The sequence below is a fragment of the Vibrio sp. 10N.261.55.F4 genome (assembly GCF_041470465.1).
Classification (GTDB): domain Bacteria; phylum Pseudomonadota; class Gammaproteobacteria; order Enterobacterales; family Vibrionaceae; genus Vibrio; species Vibrio crassostreae_C.
The window spans coordinates 67,757-91,184 of record NZ_JBFRMM010000006.1; the positions used below are offsets into that span (position 1 = coordinate 67,757).

The 23,428-nt window shown below is 42.3% G+C and carries 13 protein-coding genes and 2 pseudogenes; 12 read left to right on the forward strand and 3 right to left on the reverse strand.

What is annotated here, in order from left to right; translation table 11 throughout:
* Position 1: 1 nt before the first annotated feature.
* Together AB4249_RS05330 and AB4249_RS05335 are read left to right on the forward strand one after the other, a co-directional pair.
* Entirely contained in the window at positions 2 to 1,237 is a 1,236-nt protein-coding gene (locus tag AB4249_RS05330) for a TolB family protein (RefSeq protein WP_372102455.1), read from the forward strand.
* Positions 1,230 to 5,921, forward strand: coding sequence for an OmpA family protein (locus AB4249_RS05335; RefSeq protein WP_372102457.1), 4,692 nt, complete (start codon positions 1,230 to 1,232; stop codon positions 5,919 to 5,921). The genes AB4249_RS05330 and AB4249_RS05335 overlap by 8 nt, the downstream gene beginning before the upstream one ends.
* 78 nt (positions 5,922 to 5,999) lie before the next feature.
* Here the strand turns inward: AB4249_RS05335 and AB4249_RS05340 are convergent.
* From AB4249_RS05340 to tssH, 3 genes and pseudogenes are all read right to left on the reverse strand, one after another.
* Positions 6,000 to 6,164 (reverse strand): annotated as a pseudogene (locus AB4249_RS05340) (helix-turn-helix domain-containing protein); the annotation flags it as partial.
* A gap of 80 nt (positions 6,165 to 6,244) precedes the next feature.
* A pseudogene (locus AB4249_RS05345) lies at positions 6,245 to 7,628 on the reverse strand (sigma 54-interacting transcriptional regulator); the annotation flags it as partial.
* Positions 7,615 to 10,308, reverse strand: a complete 2,694-nt coding sequence (gene tssH, locus AB4249_RS05350) for a type VI secretion system ATPase TssH (RefSeq protein ID WP_372102459.1) — start codon at positions 10,306 to 10,308, stop codon at positions 7,615 to 7,617. The gene tssH and the pseudogene AB4249_RS05345, both read right to left, overlap by 14 nt.
* Positions 10,309 to 10,762: 454 nt before the next feature.
* On the opposite strand from tssH, the gene AB4249_RS05355 reads away from it, so the two are divergent.
* The 10 genes from AB4249_RS05355 (at position 10,763) to tssC (ending at position 23,426) form a co-directional block, all read left to right on the forward strand.
* A complete protein-coding gene (locus AB4249_RS05355) occupies positions 10,763 to 11,281 on the forward strand; it encodes an Hcp family type VI secretion system effector (protein WP_012600867.1) in 519 nt (172 codons plus the stop codon).
* Between the two features lie 74 nt (positions 11,282 to 11,355).
* On the forward strand, positions 11,356 to 13,434 hold the full coding sequence (gene tssI / locus AB4249_RS05360; RefSeq protein ID WP_372102461.1) for a type VI secretion system tip protein TssI/VgrG: 2,079 nt from the start codon (positions 11,356 to 11,358) through the stop codon (positions 13,432 to 13,434).
* Entirely contained in the window at positions 13,434 to 13,919 is a 486-nt protein-coding gene (locus tag AB4249_RS05365; protein ID WP_372102463.1) for a hypothetical protein, read from the forward strand. The genes tssI and AB4249_RS05365 overlap by 1 nt, the downstream gene beginning before the upstream one ends.
* 25 nt (positions 13,920 to 13,944) lie before the next feature.
* Positions 13,945 to 15,264, forward strand: coding sequence for a hypothetical protein (locus tag AB4249_RS05370; RefSeq protein WP_372058374.1), 1,320 nt, complete (start codon positions 13,945 to 13,947; stop codon positions 15,262 to 15,264).
* On the forward strand, positions 15,245 to 16,237 hold the full coding sequence (locus tag AB4249_RS05375; protein ID WP_372058373.1) for a DUF2169 domain-containing protein: 993 nt from the start codon (positions 15,245 to 15,247) through the stop codon (positions 16,235 to 16,237). The genes AB4249_RS05370 and AB4249_RS05375 overlap by 20 nt, the downstream gene beginning before the upstream one ends.
* Positions 16,230 to 17,183: a hypothetical protein gene (locus AB4249_RS05380; RefSeq protein ID WP_102361670.1), complete on the forward strand. Its 954-nt coding sequence runs from the start codon at positions 16,230 to 16,232 to the stop codon at positions 17,181 to 17,183. The genes AB4249_RS05375 and AB4249_RS05380 overlap by 8 nt, the downstream gene beginning before the upstream one ends.
* A gap of 667 nt (positions 17,184 to 17,850) precedes the next feature.
* Positions 17,851 to 19,842: a serine/threonine protein kinase gene (locus AB4249_RS05385; protein WP_371722020.1), complete on the forward strand. Its 1,992-nt coding sequence runs from the start codon at positions 17,851 to 17,853 to the stop codon at positions 19,840 to 19,842.
* Position 19,843: 1 nt separating this feature from the next.
* Positions 19,844 to 21,418 (forward strand): type VI secretion system protein TssA, encoded by a 1,575-nt coding sequence (tssA, locus tag AB4249_RS05390; RefSeq protein ID WP_372102465.1) that lies wholly within the window; start codon positions 19,844 to 19,846, stop codon positions 21,416 to 21,418.
* Positions 21,419 to 21,435: 17 nt separating this feature from the next.
* Complete coding sequence (tssB, locus tag AB4249_RS05395) at positions 21,436 to 21,942, forward strand: type VI secretion system contractile sheath small subunit (RefSeq protein WP_017064520.1); 507 nt, start codon at positions 21,436 to 21,438, stop codon at positions 21,940 to 21,942.
* A gap of 8 nt (positions 21,943 to 21,950) precedes the next feature.
* Entirely contained in the window at positions 21,951 to 23,426 is a 1,476-nt protein-coding gene (tssC, locus tag AB4249_RS05400; protein ID WP_017067544.1) for a type VI secretion system contractile sheath large subunit, read from the forward strand.
* The last annotated feature ends 2 nt before the right edge of the window (positions 23,427 to 23,428 follow it).

Consider the following 23,428-nt stretch of genomic DNA (forward strand, 5'->3'; position numbering starts at 1 on the left):
AATGAAACAAACAACGTTAAGTATCATGCTTCTTTCGTCAGTTATGTTATTAACAGGCTGTGGTGAAGAAAGTAATCAAACTTCGAATACTGCAACAGCACAATCCGTAGAAAAAGAACCCGCTCAGAAGGCTTGTTACGATGTTGGCGAAACAACGTCATTCGAACGCAAAGATGTGACAGAGCCACGCTGCCAATGGCAAAGTGAGCACAACTTTATTGTTTACTCTGAAGATCTGTCCAAGCCTGAATACCCAGGTACACTTCCTGTCAAACCAGGCTATGCCGTTCGCCGAGCAAAAGAGTGGCCCCGTGAAGATTTGTCTGATGCGAGCTCTTATGACAAACCTCGAATTCAGTTTTGGTGGAATAATGTCAGCTCTCGAGACCCTCTCGTAAATGATTATGAAAATGGCTACAAAATTTGGAGCGTGAAAATTGATGGGACAGATTTACGTTTAGTTACGGATGATATGCCAAGTATGGCGTCACCTCAGACCTTTGTGACGAGTCGTTCACCCAATAATCGTTATGTGGCATATGCATACAGTTATGGTGAGCCTCTGATAAAAGCGATCTTTGACTTAAAAACGCAGCAGACCATTCAACTGGGCAGTGCGCGCACCAAGCCTTATTTAGTCTGGGCGGACGACTCTAGCTACATCTATTTCTCAGACGGTTTTAAGCGTTTTAAATACACACTCGCGACAGGAATCAAAGAAGAGGTAGACGTACCGTTGTCTGAAAATACGGTCATTGTAGACGGTAAGTTAATCAATGCCGCGGGCTTGGGGGTTGGGGTTTATGACGCCAAGACACTCAAACGCTTATACACTATTTTACCTGAAAAAGAGTTTGAAGACTCCGTAGATATTGAGAAGCGCATTTACCGTCAAATTGCGGTCAGCCCTAATGGGAAGTATGTATGGGGAATCAACTCATACCGCAAAGTGTTGATTAACGTAGAGGATAAAACTTGGCTTGCGTTTTCTAATGAGGGGGATGAAAAGAAAGTTTATGCGAAAGTGGTCAATATCAGTAACAACGGCAATGAAACACAAATAGGGGCAGCCAAAATAACCATAAGACGCTACGGGGCAGATTACCGTTATGAAATGAATGGAAATGGCGCTCAGTCATGGGGAGTAGTTCAATCGGGTCGAATTGCAAAAACACCTGTACTTTATAATGCCGATGCCAATGGTGGGCGTTTTCTGGAGGTAGATAACGATGAGTAACGACTTTAAGCATCTACCAACAGATGTCTATTTGTTCGGTGTCGATTTTCCTAATATTGGGGATGCACAGACCCCTCAATATAGAGCGATTAATATCGAAAAAGACCTGACCTCATTAGAAGAGTTGAAAAATATCCGCCCTATGTCACGCCTTCCCATTGCCATAAATTTGGGTGAGGAAAGCGCAGCCCTTTGGGCGACAGACGATTTAGGCCGTTTACATGTACTGGGTGATTCAACGCAGAAAAATCAAAAAACCAATATCAATCAGGTTTTGGCATTGCGTTCGCCAGTACATGAGTTAGCAGAGAAGACGTACAAGCTGTCTTTTCCCGAATGGTCAATGCTTACAGAGTTGGCGATTGGTGCGCAGAGTAAGGCTCGGCCAATCAAAAAGGCGTGCGCAGATCTTGCCTCTATCTTAGGAAATCTAAAAGCGTATGGTGGTGAGCAAACGCTAAACTCGCTAGAAAAAAAAGTGGAATACGCTGTCACAGAAGTAAAGCGTTCACAACTCGCGCCTAAATATGAAGCGGGCACTCAAGCACTAACTGATGAGCAAGTTACATATAACAAATGGTATGACTCTGTTCCTGAAGATAAGCCCATTCGTGGTTTTATCGTGCCAACTTTTTCATTTCTCGCTGTAGCGTTTTCAACACAAGAGTATGCTGATGCAATTGTTAAAGTTACTCGTTTTGATGAGGAGAGCGGACAGCACCTCAACCTGCAAAGTGAAAAAATCATAACGCAGGCTAAACTTGATAAAATCAATGGTTCGCATCGCCCAATAGCGTTGTTTCCTCTGGCGTCGGAGGTTTTTACCGATGGTATGTACACCATTGAAGTGGTTTTCGACCGAGAGTTTGTAGGTAAAATACCTGAATTTGCCCAGAATGCCACTAATGTAACCAAAGAGTATGATGAGTTTGGTGAAGCAGCTAGAGTCAGCTACGAGCTACGAGAATACATCACGCTTAGTCAAACGACACCGTTTGGTAAGATCGCGGTTGTTGCGGGCGACATGATCTCACTTGAAGAGTCTTTGATATACCAATTTCCTACGCAGTTTAAAGCCCTACAAGCCTTCCGAATGGGGGAGCTTGAAAACCTAGAGAATAGCGGAACGACTGCCAGTATGAGTGCTGCGCTGTGGGAGGTTGGCACAAAAGTTACACCAAGTTTGGTTAATGCTGGCATTAATATTCATCAAAACCCATCAAGTAAACATGATGTGATTGGGAGTTTAGCAAACACGTTTTGGGGGCAAGTAGATAAGGGCGCATTACCTCCAGCCATGATTTCGGCATTGGAGTTTTCATTTGGGGTATCGGCTACCGCAGCAGCTTACCAAACTCTTCAAGATTTACGCAAAGCGGCATCGGAATCCGAGCGTGCAGCACAAGTGGGCTTAAAAGCGCTTCTCAAAGAGAAAGGGTTTGATAAAAGTAAGTTCTTTACCAAGGTTATTGAACCTGCGAGAAATGGCAATGCCCACGTTGTGGCGGGGAGTGCTGCAAGAACTTGGTTGACAGGTAACGGCAGTATCAAAAGCTTTTTGTCGCCCTTTGCTGGTGCAGGGCTCAATGCAATCAACACCTTTTATGAGATAAAAGAGATCACTGACAAAAGCGAGCAATTACGCTTAGCAGAAGAGAAAGCTAAACTCAGAAAAAGTTATTTTGAGCAGGTATCACGTGATTATCTGAACTGGGTACCAGTCTGGAAAGAAAGTCTGAAGAGTGGAGAATTACTACTTAAGCAAATCATAGATAAGTTAGGCGACAATGTAACGCTTACTGACAGCATTCCTAATGACGTTGCTGAAGACAGTGCAATGTTTGTTAAAGACCATAAAGGTGCCGGTTTACGCTTGGTTTTTCCTTTTGATAACAACCAGGTTCAAGCCCCGCACTTGTCATATTTGGCTGCTGTCGATAAAGAATTATCTAAGATTCCAAATGCCGTTGTTGAAATCGAAGGGCATGCCTGTCAAAACGGTGATTCAGAATATAACCAAAACCTTTCGCAACAGCGAGCGCAGCATGTTGCTGAGTTCTTTTCTTCAGTCAGTGATATTCGATTTTTTGGAGAACGTCGACCAATAGTCGAGGTACCAAACAACGAAATCAAACGCAAAAACGCGCAACTTAATATTAACCGACGTGTTGAAGTTCGAATCTACCTACAAGAGTTTGCGGCGAGAATTCCACCGAGTCGACTCGGCTTTAAGGCTATGGAGCAAGCGCGTTTAGCTCAGTTAAATGCGAACTTGGGAGAAGAAGCAATTGCAAAAGAGCTCAAGCTAGCTATCTTCGAGATGATCGTTGGTATGGCTTGCTATGTTCCGATAATAGGACAGGCAGCAAGAGGCTTTTTCGTTGTCAAAGAAGGCGGGAAAATGCTGATGAGTGGCGCCCAGTTGCTAGACTCTGCGCTCTTCGATTATTACTTGTCTTCCTACAACGAAGTTAGAAAAAGCATATCTGCGATTGAACAACTTAGCCATGAAACCACAGAGATTATTGATTCATTGGCTGAAATTAATACTAAATTGACCGAGATGTATTTTACGTCTTCAGAGGCGTTAGTCGAGCACCTAGGAAAAGCAACGGGTGCAAAGGAGTTGATTAAGCGCTATCAACGCCGTGCACTTGCTATTAATGGTTTGGTACTTTTGATTCAAAGAGCTTGTGCTGAGGGCGAACAAGAGTTCACAAAGCAGTGGCAAGTTTTAGCCATCGATGAATACATTCAGCGATACATCGAAACCGACAGCTGGATATTAAACACAGAGTTAAAAGAAAACTTGTGTAACTTGTGGCTCCAAGAACTCATGCGTCGTGAGGGACACAAGCAATTAGTTGAAAGTTACGGTGAAGAAATCGCTGAACAAATCATCACTCGTAACAAAGCCAACTATATTGCTCCAAAAAGGAAAGATGTTTCTGGGGCGTTTAATGTCGCGTTTCCTGTGCAAGACAAGCTCTATAATCGTGATCAACAACGAGGCTTAGTCGAGTTTGCTACACAATTTAATGTTGAGTCTAAAAAATTATCAGAAGAGGACCTAGGGTTCGTTAGGTTATTAGTCTCTGAGCCTCATGACAACTCTAAATGGGTCACCTTTGATGAGTGGGAGAAGGCACGATTAAAAGCAAATAAAAAGGTGCGATTATCGCCTTTCCACCGTTTGAAGTGGCAAATGGTGTTAGGCAAACAAAGTCTAAAACAGATGACGTCAAATGTGTTTCAGTGTGAGATGTCTTATCAGCGCACTGACGGTTTACTTAATACCAGTGGACCTAAGTTTAATTTGATGTTCAAGCCGATGAAACACGAGGAATTTAGTGTAGACCCCAAAGGCGAGTTGGCCGAATTTTTTGAGGCGGAAAAAGTAGGCAGCAAAGTCCTTATTGGTTGTGAGTTTGAGCCGTATTTTTACTTTGGTGATGATGTCTTCTCTGGAGTGAAGCCTTTGATCGCCAAGCATGATTTAGTCGATTATAGCGGCTACTTATCTAAAGCTGCTCTCGGTCCGATTTTTGGGCAGGTGATAAAAATTGACTCCCAACAAGATGTACTCAAAGAATATGTACACAGCGGTGGCTTCAAAAACATGACCTATGAGTTCACTCTATCTGGAAGCAATTATAAGCTACCAGTACGAGTGGACAAAACAGTCGGACGATTTATTACTTCACCTAGACAGATTCCTGTAGGGGTTGATACAAACCATAACCATACACTCTCTGCGAAATCGGGTTTTATAGCGAACGGAAATAGTGTGTCAGAGAAAGACTTGTTAACGCTAGATTTTGTCTTACATAGTAAAGTTCATAAAGGCCCGACAAAGCCTATTATCGATGACATCAAGCACAGTGCGATTGCGGTCAACTACGGAAATAAACGACAGTTTATGAACGAGGAGAGTATGTTCACTACTGCGGATGAGCTCAAAGGCTTTGATTGGACTTCGAATAAGTCATTCGCTATGGAAGTTATGCTCATTGGTGGTAAGCACAGAAAAGAGTCGTATCAGGGCCAAAACCTCGAATGGCAGAGTGTTCCAGTTTCACTAAAGCTCTCGACCACTTTTGATAACGAAGCCGTATTCGGCTCTGAAACTACCTCTGGTCCTGAGTATCTAAGTAACCTTACTTATATTGGGATACTAAAGAAGGACGGGTCTAAATGGATGCTAGATGACAGCGATGTGATTAACAAAAATATAGACGCAGATTTTGTCTCTGAGGCTCTATCCAACATAGACATGGATGAAGATTTCGGTGGTAAGGTCGTCTACGCGTCTCGATTCGAGTTCGCATTTAAAGCGCTGAACGGTCAAGAAATCAAGGGGCTTCGACCATTTGGACCCGTTGTTTCGACATCTGGTCGATTCCAAGAAGCAGTTCTAAAGGTGTCCTCTCTAGCACAACGCAATACAGCGGAAAAGACGCCGTTCAAACTTGGAAGCTTTGATATGTCGTTGGGCAGGCAGTACAAAAATGTAGATGAATTATCTTATTTTTCTGATTGTGAAGACCCAAGCTATAAAGTTGACAAAGATATGTACATCAACTGGGCAAAACTGATACCAGCAGAGCGTACAGAGCGTCTGGTAACCTGGATTAGAGACCCATACTTAGCAACTATCATTGAAGCGTCCATTCTCAAGAAATAAAAAAACCGCCTTAGGGCGGTTTTTATTGTCAATCGGAACTTAATCAATCGATCTGCTCAGTTTGCTCATCCACGGAGCTCAACCCGCCGCAGAAATATCGTATTTCTTCATCTTGTGATTGAGTGTACTTAACGGGAGCGATAGTTGTTCAGCCGCTCGTTTCGTGTGCCAATTACAAGAGTTTAAGCAGTCGATAATCACAGTTCGTTCATATTGACTGACGACCTCTTTTAGGCCAACTGCGACATCGTCATCTCCTAGAGGTTCAGGTTCGAACGTGGTTTGAATTGCCGATGTAGTTGGAGCAACAACTTGGCGGTGTTCTACGTCTTCAGGGATCTGTTCACCAAACTCAATCTGAGTAATAGTTTCGAAATCTGATAATAAAACCGATCGCTCAATGATGTTTTTAAGCTCACGCACGTTACCGGGGTAGGTATAAGTAAGTAGTTGGTTTCTCACATTAGCACTCAATCCCGGTGATTGAGGCAAGCCTAACATCGTCGTGGTGTGCTGAACAAAGTGCTCGGCAAGTGGGATAATGTCCGCTTGTCTGGATCTCAGTGGTGGTAAGGTGATGGGAAATACATTCAAGCGGTAGAACAAATCGGCCCTAAAGCCTCCGTCTTTAATCTGTTGCATTAAGTTACAGTGTGTCGCAGCAATGACTCTAACATCCACTTCAATCTCTCTGCTGGCGCCTACAGGGCGAACTTTACGTTCTTGTAGCACACGTAGCAGTTTAGCTTGAAGTAGCATTGGCATATCGCCAATTTCATCTAGGAATAGGGTACCACCGTTTGCTGCTTCAAATAAGCCAACTTTGTCCTTGTCTGCACCGGTAAATGAGCCCTTTCTGTGCCCGAAAAGTTCGGATTCCAGAAGCTGTTCAGGAATTGCGGCACAGTTCTGAACGATTAATGCTTGGTCAGAACGATTCGAGTTTTCGTGAATGTATTTTGCAATGACTTCTTTACCCGCACCCGTCTCGCCTCTAAGTAAGACGTCGACAGGCAGAGAGAGCACCTTATCAAGTCGGCTCAATACATTGACCATCTCTTCACTTTCAGCGATCGGACCTTGATAGGTTTTCTTTGTCCGCTTTTTTAGCTGAGTATTTTCACGGACCAATGCTTGGTTATCGGCGCTTAAACTCTTAATCACTTGTCCATATTGCTCTAACCAAATGGCATGGCGAATATTACTTGCCGCCATTCGGCAAAACTCGGTAAGTGCGGTTTCGTTATCGATAACGCTTAAATCGAGCAAAACCAATAATCCAATGGTTTTGCCTTCATCATCAATCAATGGCCAAGCAAGTAAGTTGTTGCTTTTTAGACCTAACGTTTGCTCGGTTTGATAGATGCCTTCGCAGTCATAACCATTGTAAGTGTATAGCTCATTGATCAAGACAACTTCGCCGTTACGTACGGCGAAGTTGAATGGGTCGGCTTCACTTACTGTGTCTAACTGCAGAGGCTCCCAAGGATGTGAGGCAATGACTTTTTCATGGTGGTGTGCGGTGCTCGGAATCAAGGCTTGACCGGTTTGGTCAAGCACGTAAATGATGCCATGTTTCGCGAAAGTCATTTGCCTTGCTGCTGTGAGAACGGCATCCAAAGTTTGAGCTAACTGGCTGCGATCAGCCAGAGATTGGCTGATCGCAAGTAGGGCGTTACTAAGCTCACTATGGTTAGCTGAACGCATAGGTTAGAGTTCCTTGCTCGTCCACAGAAACTTCAATTTGAGTATGTGAATCATCCTTGTCATTCACCAGTAGTTGAGTCGAAAGCTGCGGCAATAGTTGACGGTTAATAACGGAATCAATATTTCGAGCTCCCGTCTCTGCAAGGCGGCAGTTGCCTAATACGAATTCCACTAAGTTATCACCATAGCAAAGTGCCAGTTTGTGGTGGCTTTGTAGGCGCTCAGACACTTTCTTCAGTTTATGATGGATGATATCAGTCATTGCTGCGTCTGAAAGTGGAAGGAATGGCAACACGGACATACGAGCCAACAAGGCTGGCTTGAAGTGTTGATTCAACGTTGGGCGAATGGCTTCAGCGACGATATTGGCATCAATGTCTTTCGCTTGGTGAACTAAAGACTCAATCTCATGAGTCGCAAGGTTACTTGTCATGATGATGAGTGTATTTTTGAAGTCGATGGTACGACCTTCGCCATCATTTAGCGTGCCTTTGTCGAACACTTGGTAGAACAGGTTGAGTACTTCTGGATCTGCTTTTTCAACTTCATCTAAAAGAACAACAGAGTAAGGGCGCTGACGAACTGCTTCGGTCAGCATACCGCCTTCACCAAAACCAACATAGCCAGGAGGAGAACCAATAAGACGAGAAACCGTGTGTTTCTCTTGGAACTCAGACATGTTGATGGTTGTCATGAAGCGTTCACCACCAAACATCTGATCAGCGATAGCGCGAGCGGTTTCTGTTTTACCTACACCACTTGGGCCAACCAATAAGAAAACACCCGTTGGTGCATCTGGGTTACCTAATCCCGCTTTTGCGGTTTGAATACCTTCAGCAAGCGCATCAATGGCAAATTTTTGGCCTTTAATGTTTTGGATTAGGTTTTGTTTCAAGTTTAAGGTTGCTTGCGACTCATCTTGAAGCATCTTACCAATAGGGATGCCTGTCCAATCAGAAATTACATGACTAATTTCGTCGGGACCCACTTCATAGTGAACGAGTGGATTGGTACCGCGCACGTTATCTAAATGTTCGTTACAAGATTGAATAGCTTCGCGAGTCTGCTCTTTTGAATATTCATGACAATTTGGTTTGTCACTGATTAGTGCTTCATCGTCTTGAAGCGTATTGTCAGCTATAGGAGCACTGTTTTCTTCAGTCGAAGGAGTAGTAAGGTTATAAAGATGGCTACGCAGTTCAATGATTTCTTGAATAAGAGATTGTTCTTTTTTCCATTGAACTTGAAGGGAAGCTTGTTCTTCGGTGGCCTTTTCAATCTTCTCTTTTAGATCAGGAATTAAAGCGGCACTGTGTTTGTCACCGGTTTGCTGCAGTTGGTCACGTTCTAGAGCTTCGAGCTCGCGATTCGCAGCGGCAATTTCTTGATGTAATGTTTCAACAGGTGCCGGTGTTGCATTAAGGCTAATATTGACGCGAGCACAAGCCGTATCTAACACGTCGATTGCTTTATCTGGCAGTTGGCGTCCAGTGATGTAACGATCAGCTAAGTTTGCTGCGGCAGTGATTGCGTCGTCACGCACGTATACGTTATGTGATTTTTCATAGGCTGGCCTTAAGCCTCGGATGATCAATGCGGCTTGAGTAGCCGATGGCTCATCGAGTTTTACTAGTTGGAAACGGCGCGCCAGAGCTGGATCTTTTTCGAAATATTTCTTGTATTCAGACCATGTGGTGGCAGCAATTGTTTTTACTTCACCACGTGCTAGAGCGGGTTTAAGTAGGTTGGCAGCATCGCTGCCTCCAGCTTGATTGCCTCCCCCAACTAGCGTGTGAGCTTCATCTATAAATAAAATGATTGGAGTCGGTGAATTCTTCACTTCGTCTAGTACTGCGTTAAGGCGTTTTTCAAACTCTCCCTTAACACTTGCCCCCGCTTGAAGTAAGCCCATGTCTAGGCCGTATAGTTCAACACCTTTGAGGCAGTCTGGCACATCTCCTTCGGTAATTTTTAATGCAAGACCCTCTACCACCGCTGTTTTACCAACTCCCGGCTCACCTACGGCGATTGGGTTATTTTTTCTGCGTCGCGCCAATATGTCGATTATTTGTCTGATTTCTTGATCACGGCAGAATACTGGATCGATCTCGCCCTTTCTTGCTTTGCCGGTAAAGTCGGTGGTGAATTTACTTAATGCCGAACCATCTTCACGTGCGTCGGTTTTTTCTGATGTCGTTGCTAAAGATTCTAGAGAGTTTGTTGTGAGTTCAGAAAAATTACGCTTTAAGGTATCTGGGTTTACACCGTCTAAGATTGAAGCGTAGCCGTGCTGACCATAGCGTAGTGGGTTACTCACGAGTGTAAGAAGTAGGGCACCAGAGCGAATCTGAGTTTCGGATAGATCTAAAGATGAGACCAACCAACTTTCTTGAAGCCATTCGATTAAAAGCGAAGAAAAAACGGGCTTGCTGCCGTTGCCTGTTGTGTTGGTATCTAAAGTCGAACGAATGGATTGCCTTAAAATGGTCTCTGAGCAATCGAAATGACTTAATAAGATATCAAAATCACTATTTGGCCTTTCTAATAAGCTTAATAGATAGTGTTCAATTTGCACTTCATTGGCTTTTTCCGATACGGCTAATGCAGCGGCATCCTCTAAAGCGACTTTTACAATAGGGTGCAGACGTTGTATTAAAGAGGAAAGGTTTATATTTATCATTTTAGTTCTATTAGTTATGTATATGGGATGCAGCAATTATACTAAAATTGATAACTGGTTTTTTATTCGGTGATGAATTTACTATTGTTTATTGGTTACTTTTATTGTTTGTTTTGGCTTTTTATCTGACTAATATTTAAAATCCCGTTCAAAATAATAAATAGTCTAGGCGTTATGATTTAATTACTAGTTTTTTTGACTTTATTTCTAATCTTCGAGATAGTTATTTTGCCTTTGTTTTTTAAATTCAATTTATTAGTATCCACGTTCAATAAATCGTTTTTCTAAACAACAAATTGTTGTTAAATATAATATTTATAACGGATAATTTATTGTAACTATCTGTATTTATTGGCTTTATAAAGTTGGCATGATGTTTGTATTAGCTTAATCAGTCGCGGTGATAAGCGATTTGGTGAATTAATGAATTATAAATTTTAAAAAGGAAATATCGATGCCAACTCCAGCATATATGTCTATCAATGGTGAAACTCAAGGTCACATTACTAAAGATACTTACTCTGCAGATTCTGTAGGTAACACTTGGCAAGAAGCTCACGTTGATGAGTTCCTAGTTCAAGAACTTGATCACGTACTAACAGTTCCACGTGACCCACAAAGTGGTCAGCCAACAGGTCAACGTGTTCACCGTCCGGTAGTAGTAACTAAAGTACAAGACCGTTGTTCACCTCTGTTATTCAACGCATTAGTGTCTGGCGAAAAGCTTCCTGAGTGTGTAATCCGTTTTTACCGTACTTCAGTACAAGGTAAGCAAGAGCACTACTACTCAATCAAGTTAATTGATGCACTACTAGTAGATATTCAAACTCGTATGAATCACTGTCAAGACGCTGCAACTTCAGATCGTGTAACTGAAGAAGTACTTAAGCTGACTTACCGTGCAATCGAAGTTACTCACGAAAACTGTGGTACTGCTGGTAATGATGACTGGCGCGCTCCACGCGAAGCTTAATCGCTTTTCGTGAAAAACAAAGGGTCAACAACTACTGTTGGCCCTATTTCTATTATTAGTATCAGGTAAAAGATATGGTGAATGACGTAGAATTTAAGTTTGAACTGCAAGGCTCCACGCATGATTTTCGTGTGGAGAGCTTTCAGGTAATCGAAGAGCTTTCAAAGCCTTTTCAAATCAGCCTATCATTACTTTCACTTGATCCTGATATCTCATTTGACGCACTCATCCGTAAACCAGGTAGTTTGACTCTATACGGCCAAGGTGTCAGTTCTGCGAGATGCTTTCACGGCGTGGTTAATGAGGTGCGTTACCTTGGATCGGGCAGGAGATTCTCTCGTTACCAATTGACTCTTGTTCCACAAGCTTGGTTTTTGAGCCAAAGACAAGACTGCCGTATTTTTCAACAAAAATCAGCGTCAGCGATCATTTCTGAAGTTTTAGATGATGCGTTAGTGACCGATTATCGATTAGAACTATCTGGTGTATACCCTTCAAAAGAATACGTGTTGCAATATCGAGAGACTGACCTTGAATTTGTTCAGAGAATTCTGGCAGAACACGGCATGTGGTACTACTTCGAACATACAGAAGCTAACCACACAATGGTTATTGTCGACAGTAATGATGCAATCGCTGAGTTATTGAGCACGCCACTAAACGGATCTTATTTAGGCCCTATTGTTTATCATGCGGATGGTGGCGGTGTTGCAGACCGCGAGCATATCTCTGACCTTGAACTCGTGAATAGAGTAAAAACTGGCCACGTTACTTACACTGATTATAACTATGAGTTTCCGAAGATCCCTCAGGAAATGAGCAGCTCCGGCGAACTCGATTTAGATTTGAAATTATTCGATTTTCCAGGACGTTACGTTGACCCAGCAATGGGGCAAGTAAGATCAAATGAATGGATGTCAGAGCACGTTGTAGATAATCAGCAAGTAGAGGCGACCAGTAATGTCATGAGACTGGCGTCTGGATACAGTTTTAGTATCAGTGAGCATCCACGTTCGGCAATTAACCGCGATTACCTCATGCTGTCGGTGATGCATAGTGGTCATGACCCTCAGGTGCATGAAGACGAAACTAATGGTCTGCCAACTACATATCATAATCAGTTCGCGTGTATTCCTAGACATGTTGAGTTTAGAACTCCAAAACTTGAAGCTCCTTTGGTTGAAGGTACGCAAACAGCGGTTGTCGTGGGGCCTGCAGGTGAAGAGATCTATACCGATAAGCTTGGGCGAATCAAAGTCCAGTTCCATTGGGACCGTTATGGCGAGAGCGATGAGCATTCGAGTTGTTGGATTCGAGTTAGCCAATCAATGGCTGCACCGACTTGGGGGGCGGTATACCTACCTCGCATCGGCCATGAGGTGGTTGTTACCTTCCTAGAGGGAGACCCTGATAGGCCTTTAGTTACTGGCGCAGTTTATAACGGACTTCATTATCCTCCATATTCGTTACCAGAGAACAAAACGCGGACAACTTTTAGAACGCAAACGCATAAAGGGACAGGCTATAACGAGTTGAGCTTTGAAGACGAAGCGAACCAAGAAGAAGTTTACATCCATGCGCAAAAGGACATGTCGACTAAGGTTTTGAATAACCGCTATCGCGATATAGGTCAAGATGAGTTCTTAAAGGTTGCACGCCATCAAACAAATGATGTTCATGGTGATCACAAAGAGACCATCGACGGACACAAGACCACCCAAGTTAACAGTACGTTTACTGAAACTGTCGAACAAGATGTATCCGTTACTTACAATGCCAATGAGACTCAATATGTTAAGAATAACTCTGATCTAGAAATTGGAGACAATCAAATTACCAAGATTGGTAAGAATGATGACTTGGATGTGGGCGAAAATAGCAACTTAACGGTAGGTGCTTCAAAAAGTTCTGACATTGGAGCTGATGATAACCAAACGGTTGGTGGCAACTTAACGGTTTCTGTTAAAGGAAATACTTCATACAAAGCCGATGGTGCGACCCAGATCATAAGCGGTGACAAGATAGTACTGAAAACGGGTGGGTCTTCATTAGTGATGAATAGTGATGGTTCTATCAAGTTGTCCGGTTCTTCAATAACCATTGAAGGAAGCGATAAAGTTGTAGTCAAAGGTGGAAACGTAGCGATCAATTAATGATGGAAAAACAAACACAAATTATCCAAACCATCACCGAACAGCAAGCCGAATCAACGGCTTGCTGTTCGCGTTTTGGAACAATTGTATCGATTAACGAATCTAAAAGTGGTGTTCGTGTCGATTTCGAAGGTAACCCTTTACAGCAACCAATAAATGCGAGGTTGGGGCGGGGGTTCAAATTAGCCGAGTTACAACTTGCTGTTGATAACAACCTTTCATGTCGTATCGAATTTTTAAATAACGATTTTAATCTCCCTTTAGTCACAGATATCTTTTTCTCCATTCTGGATGATTCTGATGAATTTGTACTGAGAGCAAAGAAAATGGTTATTGAAACGGAACAAGAGTTAATTGTGAGAAGTGGCGAAACAGAGACTCGTTACAGCGGCCGTGATGGCCGAATTACCACCAAAGCCAAATATGTGACTTCCCAAGCAGAGAAGGCTCAAAAAATTCAAGGCGGCACCATCGCGATCAATTGATCGTGTTACTAGATTGGATTCACGGATGCGTCAAAAAATAGGTATTGATCAACTAAACCAGCCGATTACTAATGAAGATTTGGAACTCGCCATCACTAATGCGGAAAGTACGCTCGCTTTATTGGACGAGCTTCCTATCAAGTGGCTGGATATGTGTAATGAAAAGCTGTCACTGGCTTCGGAGACACTCGGTTTCTTGTTAAAGCAACGCTTACAAGTACATAAAAGGGGATACCCAAGCGTTAAACTGGAGTATTTAGCGCTGGCTGAGCGTCAGATTGAAGACCTAAAAAATGTTTATTGGTCTTTCTATCGATTGGCTCCGGGATTGATTCATCAATTAAAGCAGAGCGAACCAACCATTTATGCTTGGCTCATGTTGAATTCTGAGATTGGACAAGAGCAAGAAAACCTACTTTGTGGTTTATCGATACTTGATGATTTGGATTACCAAACCGCAAAATTGCTAGTTGTTCAGTCATCATTATCAGGTATCGACTCTGTGGTAATCGAAATGGTTGAAGGTGGTTGTAAACTGCCCGTGCTTTACTTGGAGTGCCTACAGTTACGCCAAACTGTCACAGTTGGTCTGCTAAAACGTTGGCTTAAAGACAAGCGGTTTTCTGAGCATAAAACACATTTATTTTTATCGTTACAAAACGATGCAGAAAGCGTTGTCTGGTTAGCTGAAAACTCAAATGGCAGTCAGAACCTGTTTGAGCGATTACTTACGAAAGAGGATAGAGGGACATGGTTTCGTCAGGAATTTGGTACCTCAATCGATAGTGTATCTGATCCCGAAGTGGTCACTTTTGCCAAACTTTTGGAGCTCAAAGAGTTTGAGAGCTTTAATCTGAGTAGTGTACAGGCTCCGTTCGATTTTGTATTACACGGTCTGAATGAACATGTTCCGAAAATAGTTGAATTAGTATCAAGCCTTGACGAGTTCGAAGGTGAGGATTGGATCCAAGCGCTTTACATTGTCTATGGGAAACGTTTACCAGTGACACCAAAAAATTTGGGGATAGACTTTGAGTGGCACGAAATACTCGAAAAGCTAAAAGAATGGGTCGAAATTGGCGCCTACAGACAAGCGTCACCGGGTCGATTGGGACAAACTTTGACTCTAGAAACCAGTATCCAAGCCATGTTCGATACTCAAGTCAGTGCTGCTTTTAGGGTTTGGATTTGGCGTCAGGTTTGCCTCCATACTCGCTCATACATCCCTTGGGATATGGCTATGCCAGTTCATCAACAAGAGTGGAATATCACGCGACTAACCCAGAATTCAACAGCCTCAGAAAGGTTTAATCTAAGGAATAATAATGCAGTTGTGGGATATTGAGAACCATCCAGAACTTTCAATCAAAGGCCGTTTTCAACGGGATCATAATGGCAATGAGGTGTGGATTGTCGTTGGAAAACGTTCATGGCAACTCGTAGGTTCTGTTTGGAAGGAGCAAGAAGAGGCAGAGATCTATGACGATCCTGTCTACCTGGGTGAAGCAGGGCTTTCCGCGATGAAAGCTGACCAAGAGTTCTCAGTTGTTAAAACCAACACAGATGTACTGATTTTCGGTAAGGCCCGAAGCTACGCGAAAAAGGCAGTTACGTACCATGAGTGTCGGCTTTTGATTGATGGCCATATCGACAAAACCATATCGGTACTTGGTGATAGGCAATGGATTGAGCACGGAGGTAGCGTAACGCTAAGTAAACCACTCCCATTTGTGGAAAAAGAGATGGACTTCTCCTGTGCTATCGGAGGCGATTTAAGAAACCGGCTCGGCGGAGGTATTGCTGATACTAAAGGGGAACTATTGAAACAGAAGGTTCCTTCGGTTTTTTATCCTACGGAAGATTGGAGTGCGACACCCAAGAATACACGGGTTGCTGGATTTGGCCCGTTAGCCCCATTTTTCGGGGCTCGTCAGCGATACGCTGGCACTTTTGATGACGATTGGCTAGAGAATAGGAAACCTCTTTATCCCGTAGACTTTGACCAGCGTTTTTATCAGAGTGCGCCACTAGACCAACAATGCAAAGGCTTCATATCTGGCGGTGAACGATTGATGATGAGTGGCTTTTGCCATAATGATGCACTCTCTTTCCGTTTCCCCAAAGAGATGTATGTAGCAGAAGCTCAATTTAAAAATGCCAACTATCAAGTAGATATGCCTATTTCTACGGTTTTCATTGATACAGAGGCTCGCATACTTTCAATCAGTTACAGCGCTGCCTTTCCATGTCAAGGCGAGGAGCATCTTTTAGTGTCAACGAAGATCCATAAAAAACAGGAGTTGTCGGATAATGAATAACAATTCAGCACGATTCGTTATTGGTATGGAAGCCATGACACCAACGGGCATGAATCTTGATATTGCCACAACAGTTGCCAAAGCGGATTTGGGAAGGTTCGATCAGCAAGTGGCCGGTGATGGGATAGAAAGATTCACGTACGCTAGTATTGAATACATTTCCAGTACATCATTGTTTGACAAGTGTTCGGTGCTTATTGAGAGCTTGATCGACTCTCTTTTAAAGCAGTTACCTACATCATTAAAGCCTATTCCGTTACTCGTCAATGTACCGGGCTCTATTTCTGCTGTGGAGATGAGTCAGTGGTTAAGTGAATGTAAGCATTGTGATTCAATATCACGTTATGAAGTGGTTCAACAAAGTGGACCATCATACTTGACCACATCATTGGCTAAGTTGAACCAATTCGATGCAATAATGAGTATCTCAGTAGATTCACTTGTTGATGATCTCAGTGACTTAATCGAAGCTGGAGATGTCATGAGTTCAACTAATCCATGGGGCATAATACCGAGTGAGGGCGGGGCGGGTTTACTGTTATGTCGGAATAACTTGGTGCAAACGTTAAAGCTTAAACCCAAAGCAAAGTTAGGTTATTTCGAAGTAGAACCTGCAAATACAACGCGAAGGTCAGTAATGAAGCTCGTCAGGAATGCGAGTCGCAATATCAAGAGTTTTGGGCCTGTATTCTCTGATATGACTAATCTGAGGTCTCATACTGAAGATTATGGGTTCGCGTTAGGTGCACGCGCCGAATGTTTTGATAACCCACAGCAGCCCACTTTAATTAATGATTTATGGGGTACATTGGGTAGTTGTTCTGCATTGGCATTAATGGCCTGCACTATCCAAGAGGTAACGCATAATAGCCCTGTAACCCTGTTAATGTTTGATGTTAAAGGAGAAAGGGCGTTGCTCCAACTCACTTGTATGAAACAGACCTGACTGCATAGCCGTGATACGAAACGCTTATATTATAATCATTATCACACGACAATTATCTGAAAGGCGATTCAGTAGACAAAGTTAGTCTTAGCGTTTATTTAGATCCACCTTATTCATCAAGCCGCTTTAGTTGCTGCACCGCTCTATTTCTAAATTTGTAACACCTTGATGAAACTGATGTGTATTTTTATCATCGTAATTAAGTATAGCGTTGTACATTCCAATGACGAACTCAAGCTTAGGAGCGGGGCTTGATGGTTTTATGATAAGTGAGCAGTATTTTAGTGCTTTACCATACTCACTTGATATCGAACTATTCCTAATTCCTATTTGGTGAATCCACTTCCCAAACACCTATTCCAATTATAGAGATAATCAATATTATTTCTGAACATTACTCAGATAAACGAACAATTCGTTTTTATTAGAATGAACTAAAAATGTGACTCAGTTAACAATGTATGTTTAGTTCGTTATTTACGTGGATAAGTACCCTAATTTTTAGCCAAAAATAGTTAGTTAAAGCGTTTGTCGTAATGTTCGGTTGTTTAGTAATAATAACTGAATTAATAGTCTTACCGATGGTTTTAAATACTGCTATTGAAAAGGGTATTGGACAGTAATTATTATCTAGCATTAATTTATTTCGTTTGATAAAGAGTTTAGCGTGCCAGAAAAGCAAGGGACAGCCAAAGGTTATCTAGATAAGTTGGTTGTGAAAGCGATCGAAAAGAAAAATCAGCAAGCTCAGAATATGGCTAATAAAAATAAGCCCAAGCTAGAGTATGTGATTTTCTCCCAATTTGACGTGTTAGATACATTACCTTCAAAAAATGGCAAAACGACTGTTTATCACCTGGCCAAGAAAGGGAACCCTGAAAAACAGGTTTGCTGTAAGGTTCTAAATGAAGGTTCATCTGAACTTGCGAATGAATTAATCATTAATGAAGCCAGTCGTCTTGAGATGTCTCAACATCCGAGTGTTGCTGATTTCATTAAAATAGGCAAAGAGTTCGATCGACCATACTTTATGTATCAGTGGATTCAGGGCGAATCTTTGGCTGAAAAAATGGCTCGTCATACTCCTAAAGGTTTTAGGCATGACCATATTGCGTGGCTGATATATCAATTGTCTGGTGCGCTTGAGTTTATGCACACGAGAGGTGTCTGCCATTTAGATATTAAACCTTCAAACATTATTGTTACAGAGTCCGATTATGTAAAGTTGATCGACTTTGGTGCTGCTCGTTATGTTGGTGAATCTAATACTTACGCTGAAGCAAGCATGAGCTATGCGTCTCCTGCGTTTATAAAGTCTGGCGTGGCTCAACCTCAAGATGACGTCTATTCATTGGCGTTATTAACTGGGCATCTATTTCTTGGAGCTGCATTTGGCGATGCTTGGACAACTCAATTACAAGCAAAAAAACGACCAGGTTTAATCCCTAACCATGTATGGAAGTTAATTAAAGATGTTGTCAACAACCCTCGACAGCACAGGTATACAGCGACTTCGTTTGCGCAGCAACTAGCCAAGATCGATACCCAAAAATTTGGTGCTGATGTAAGTGCTCCCTTATTTAGTAGTTTACGGAATGCTGATCTCGTTCTAACCAAACATCGAACTATTGACAGAATTCAAAGTGGTCGGCTTCGATACTTAGAAGCGAGTTTGGTTCTGTGTGTCGTGATTATCACTGGTACATATTTATATAACCAAGGTCAGCCTGAATGGAAATCGATTGTTAAATCGACCAACAGTTCGAGTAGCCTTGTGAGCACTATTAAACCTGCACAAACCGCGTCTTTTTTAGCACAGTCTCCATGGGATATTGAATTCGCGTTACAAGATATGGAAAAAGATGTCGTCTCGACAGCTCCTTACCGAGAAGCTTATGAAGTCCAACAGAGCAAATTAGCTAAGTTGTATAAAAACTATGAATCGGACTTGAATGAATATGAAGGGGCGGTCGATCTACTTCCTAAAACTCTGATGTCGATCCGGCATGATCTCGTTGTTTTGCGAGAAAAACTGAACAGTGACGGCTCTCTATTTCCTTATGCAGATAAAGCGCTGACGGAAACGATGGCAAGTCTGAATAAGGCGACCATCAATTCACAAAATATTGCCGCCTTTGGTGGGAATCAAGAACAGCGTTTAGTCGAACTCATCTTAGATGGGAAATCAGATGTTGCAGACAGTGATATTGAAACTGCTTGGAAAGTAAACCAGTCAAGAGCCTATTTTTATAGTCATGTATTACCACGCAAAGTGCTCAGCGGAATAGATGCCTCGATAGAGAAAAATGCAAAGCAGCATTATTACACCAAAGCAATTCTTGAGGCAGAAGCTGCGCAATCATTTTTTGGTAACACGCCAAAATTGAAAGCTAAAGTAAGAGCTCTAAAAGTAGCAAGAAGCGAATTTATTTTGTTCAGTACTGTAACTGAACAATCAGTATTTGGTCGACAGAAACTTCACGACTCGTTAGCTGATCTAGAGACTAATGCCCCTAAGAAATTCAGCGAAATAACGGAAATTCTTAATAGCATGGCAAGTGATTCTATAGACAAAAGTCATCAACTATCTAAACCAGCGCGAGGTGCTATAGCAATCGAGCGAGCAATTAGAAATTACAATTCTGAAAGCAGAGGTTAACTTGAGTCTGATCGATACTGAAACGCTATTAGCACCAATATCTGAACACTCACCAACTGGTGAGGATGCTAGGTACGAGTTTTGCTATGAAATGATGGAAGCCGAAGTGAAAAAATTTGGTTCATTATTTGGTGAGACTGTTGACTGGCATATAGTAAAAGTCCATTCGATTGAAGTGCTAAGTCAGCATAGTAAGGATCTTAAAGCGCTTTGTTATCTGATCCGTTCTTTGGTAGAGGACAAAGGCGAGATAGGGCTTGAGGAAGGATTATCTTTGCTCAATGACTCAATCAGTCGTTTTGGTCATGAGTTATACCCTAAACGTAAAAGAGGTAGAGATGGGGCTGTTGAGTGGCTCAATCATCAATTCAAACTCGTCGCGACTAAATTGTCTGCAGAATCCCTTGACTGGGAAGTTCTATCTCGATGTATCACACTAACTGAAGGTATCCAGCGTCAGTTTGACGAGATATTTCAAGACTCTGATGTAGACTTTTTCGAATTAAAAAGTCATTTGAATCAACTAATGCAGAACGCATCTTTAAATGAAGAAACGTTGGTTGAACACAGTTTGGCTGATTCCGAACCGCTCATTGATGTTGTTGCACTGTCCGAGAAAGCGATCGTTCCACAAAGCCACGAAGCTGACAGTCCGAAGACGCACACCACGCCTAATCAGAAACGAAGTAAACCTCGAGAGCACAGCACTGTAGACGTTGACACAGATTTTTCATCTCCGGCTGCATCAAAGCGTACGTTAAAAAAAGTGTCTGAGATCATGGTGCATTCAAATCCGACTGAACCTTTAGGATATCGGATTTACCGTCACCTGACATGGGCCGACGTTGATGGTTTACCTGATCACAAAGACAATCTAACGCCTCTTAGCCTCGCTGTGTCATCAGACCAGCAGGCGGAATATCGAGATAAAGCAAATCAAGAAAGTGATATCGATACGATCAAGCGTTTAGAGCGAACACTTACTGATGCGCCATTTTGGCTGACTGGGCATTATTTCGTTTATTCAATGTTAGACAATCTTGGGTATGACGAAGCTGCGTTGGCTGTAAAGCAAGAAACAAAGAGATTTGTCGATTCTTTTGAGGGAATTGAGAACCTCTCTTTCAAAAATTCTATTCCATTTGCGGATGAAGCAACGATTACTTGGTTGTCTACAGGTAACGCTTGTCCTTCGGGTAAGTCGTCAATAATTCAAACTATTGTTGTAGCTGAAGATGATCTATCTGAGATGGAGGATATTGCCCTAGGTGACTTGGGTAAATATGTGGCTGAACTGTCAAACAAACTCGAGTTGGATAACTCCGGTCGTGGACAATTCATGTTGCACTTAAAGTTAGTGAAAGCCTACCAAAGTGTTGGTTTATACCCTTTGTGCTTGCATTACTTGGAACAAAGTTGGGCGGTGGCTAAGGAACTAAATCTATCAATTTGGGAACCCCATTTGTTTTTTTCTTTAGAAAATCTAATTCAAAAAACTCTAAAGGAACTATATCGAACTAAGGATTTTTTACCTGTGAGATATAGCGAATGGGAAACAATTTATGACCAGCAATAAACTAGAAAGGACTAATTATGTCACGTGATGGCTCGGTGGCTCCGAAAGAGCGAATTAATATACGTTATGTTCCAGCAACAGGCGATGCGTCTGATGATGTTGAACTGCCCCTAAGTATGATGGTTGTCGGTGACTTCACTGCTCGTGCAGATGAAACTCCGATCGAAGAGCGTAATCCGATTAATATCGATAAAGATAACTTTAACGAAGTATTAGAAGGTTACGCACCGAATATCAAAGCAAATGTTGAAAACCGTCTTTCTGATGAAGAAGGTGCGCAAATTGGCGTTGATATTACATTCAAAAATATGAAGGACTTTACTCCAGAGTCGATTGCGAAGAGCGTTCCTGAGCTGAATGGTTTACTAGAACTTCGTGAAGCCTTGGTTGCATTGAAAGGCCCTCTAGGGAATGTACCTGCTTTCCGTAAGAAGATTGCAGCAGTTCTTCAAGATGAAGAAGCAAGAAAGAAACTTTTGGATGAACTAAGCATTGGTGCAGACCAAGGCGAAAAAGCAGAGTAAGGAAGATCATGTCGGCAGAAGCACAAGCACCAGAACAAGAAGCAGCTCTAGTTGAGTCAGGCTCTCTTCTGGATAGCATTTTAAATGAGACTCGCATTAAACCTAGTGATGAGGGTTTTGACGTTGCAAAGCGTGGCGTTGAAGCATTCATTGGTGAGTTATTAAGCAGCTCAACAGTAGAAAAAGTAGACCAGTCTTTAGTTGATTTGATGATCTCTGAGATTGATCAAAAGTTGTCTAAACAGGTTGATGCAATTCTTCACAACGAAGAAGTTCAAGCGATTGAATCAACATGGCGTGGTCTTAAATATCTTGTTGATCACACGGACTTCCGTGAAAACATTCAAATCGAACTTATTTCGGCTAAGAAAGACGAAGTTCTGGATGATTTTGAAGATGCTCCTGAAGTAGTGAAATCAGGTTTATATAAGCAGATTTATACTCGTGAATACGGTCAATTTGGTGGTAAGCCTGTAGGTGCCGTTATTTGTGATTACCAACTATCTGCGTCTTCGCCTGATATTAAACTAATGGAATATATGGGTAATGTAGGTGCTATGTCTCATGCACCATTTATTACTTCTGCATCTTCTCAATTCTTTGGTTTAGATTCTTATGAAGAATTACCAAACTTAAAAGACTTAAAGTCGGTATTTGAAGGTCCTCAGTATACTAAGTGGCGCGGATTCCGTGAGCACGAAGACGCACGTTATGTTGGGCTGTGTACATCACGTTTTATGCTGCGTACGCCATACTCAGTTGAAGACAACCCAATTAAGGCGTTTGACTACGATGAAATGGTTACGGACAGCCATGACAATTACCTTTGGGGTAACTCAGCTTATGCTATGGCTTCAAAGATCAGTGAGTCGTTTGCAAAATATCGCTGGTGTCCAAACATTATTGGCCCGCAAAGTGGTGGTGCGGTAACCGATTTACCGGTTTATAACTTTGAAGCGATGGGTCAGATCGAAACTAAGATCCCAACCGAAATTCTGGTTTCTGACCGCCGTGAGTATGAACTTGCAGAAGAAGGCTTTATGGCTTTAACAATGCGTAAAGGTTCTGATAACGCAGCGTTCTTCTCGGCAAACTCAGTTCAAAAACCAAAAGTGTTTGCGAATACACCTGAAGGCAAGCAAGCTGAGATGAACTACAAGTTGGGTACTCAGCTACCTTACATGTTCATTATTAACCGCTTAGCTCATTACATTAAAGTACTTCAACGTGAGCAAATTGGTTCTTGGAAAGAGCGTACCGATTTGGAAGTTGAGCTAAATAAATGGATCCGTCAATACGTATCTGACCAAGAGAACCCGCCAGCAGAAGTTCGTGGTCGTCGACCGTTACGAGCGGCTAAAGTCGAAGTGTCTGACGTTGAGGGTGACCCAGGTTGGTATAAAGTATCGATGTCTGTTCGTCCTCACTTCAAGTACATGGGCGCGAGCTTTGACTTATCTTTGGTTGGTAAGCTAGACCAATAATA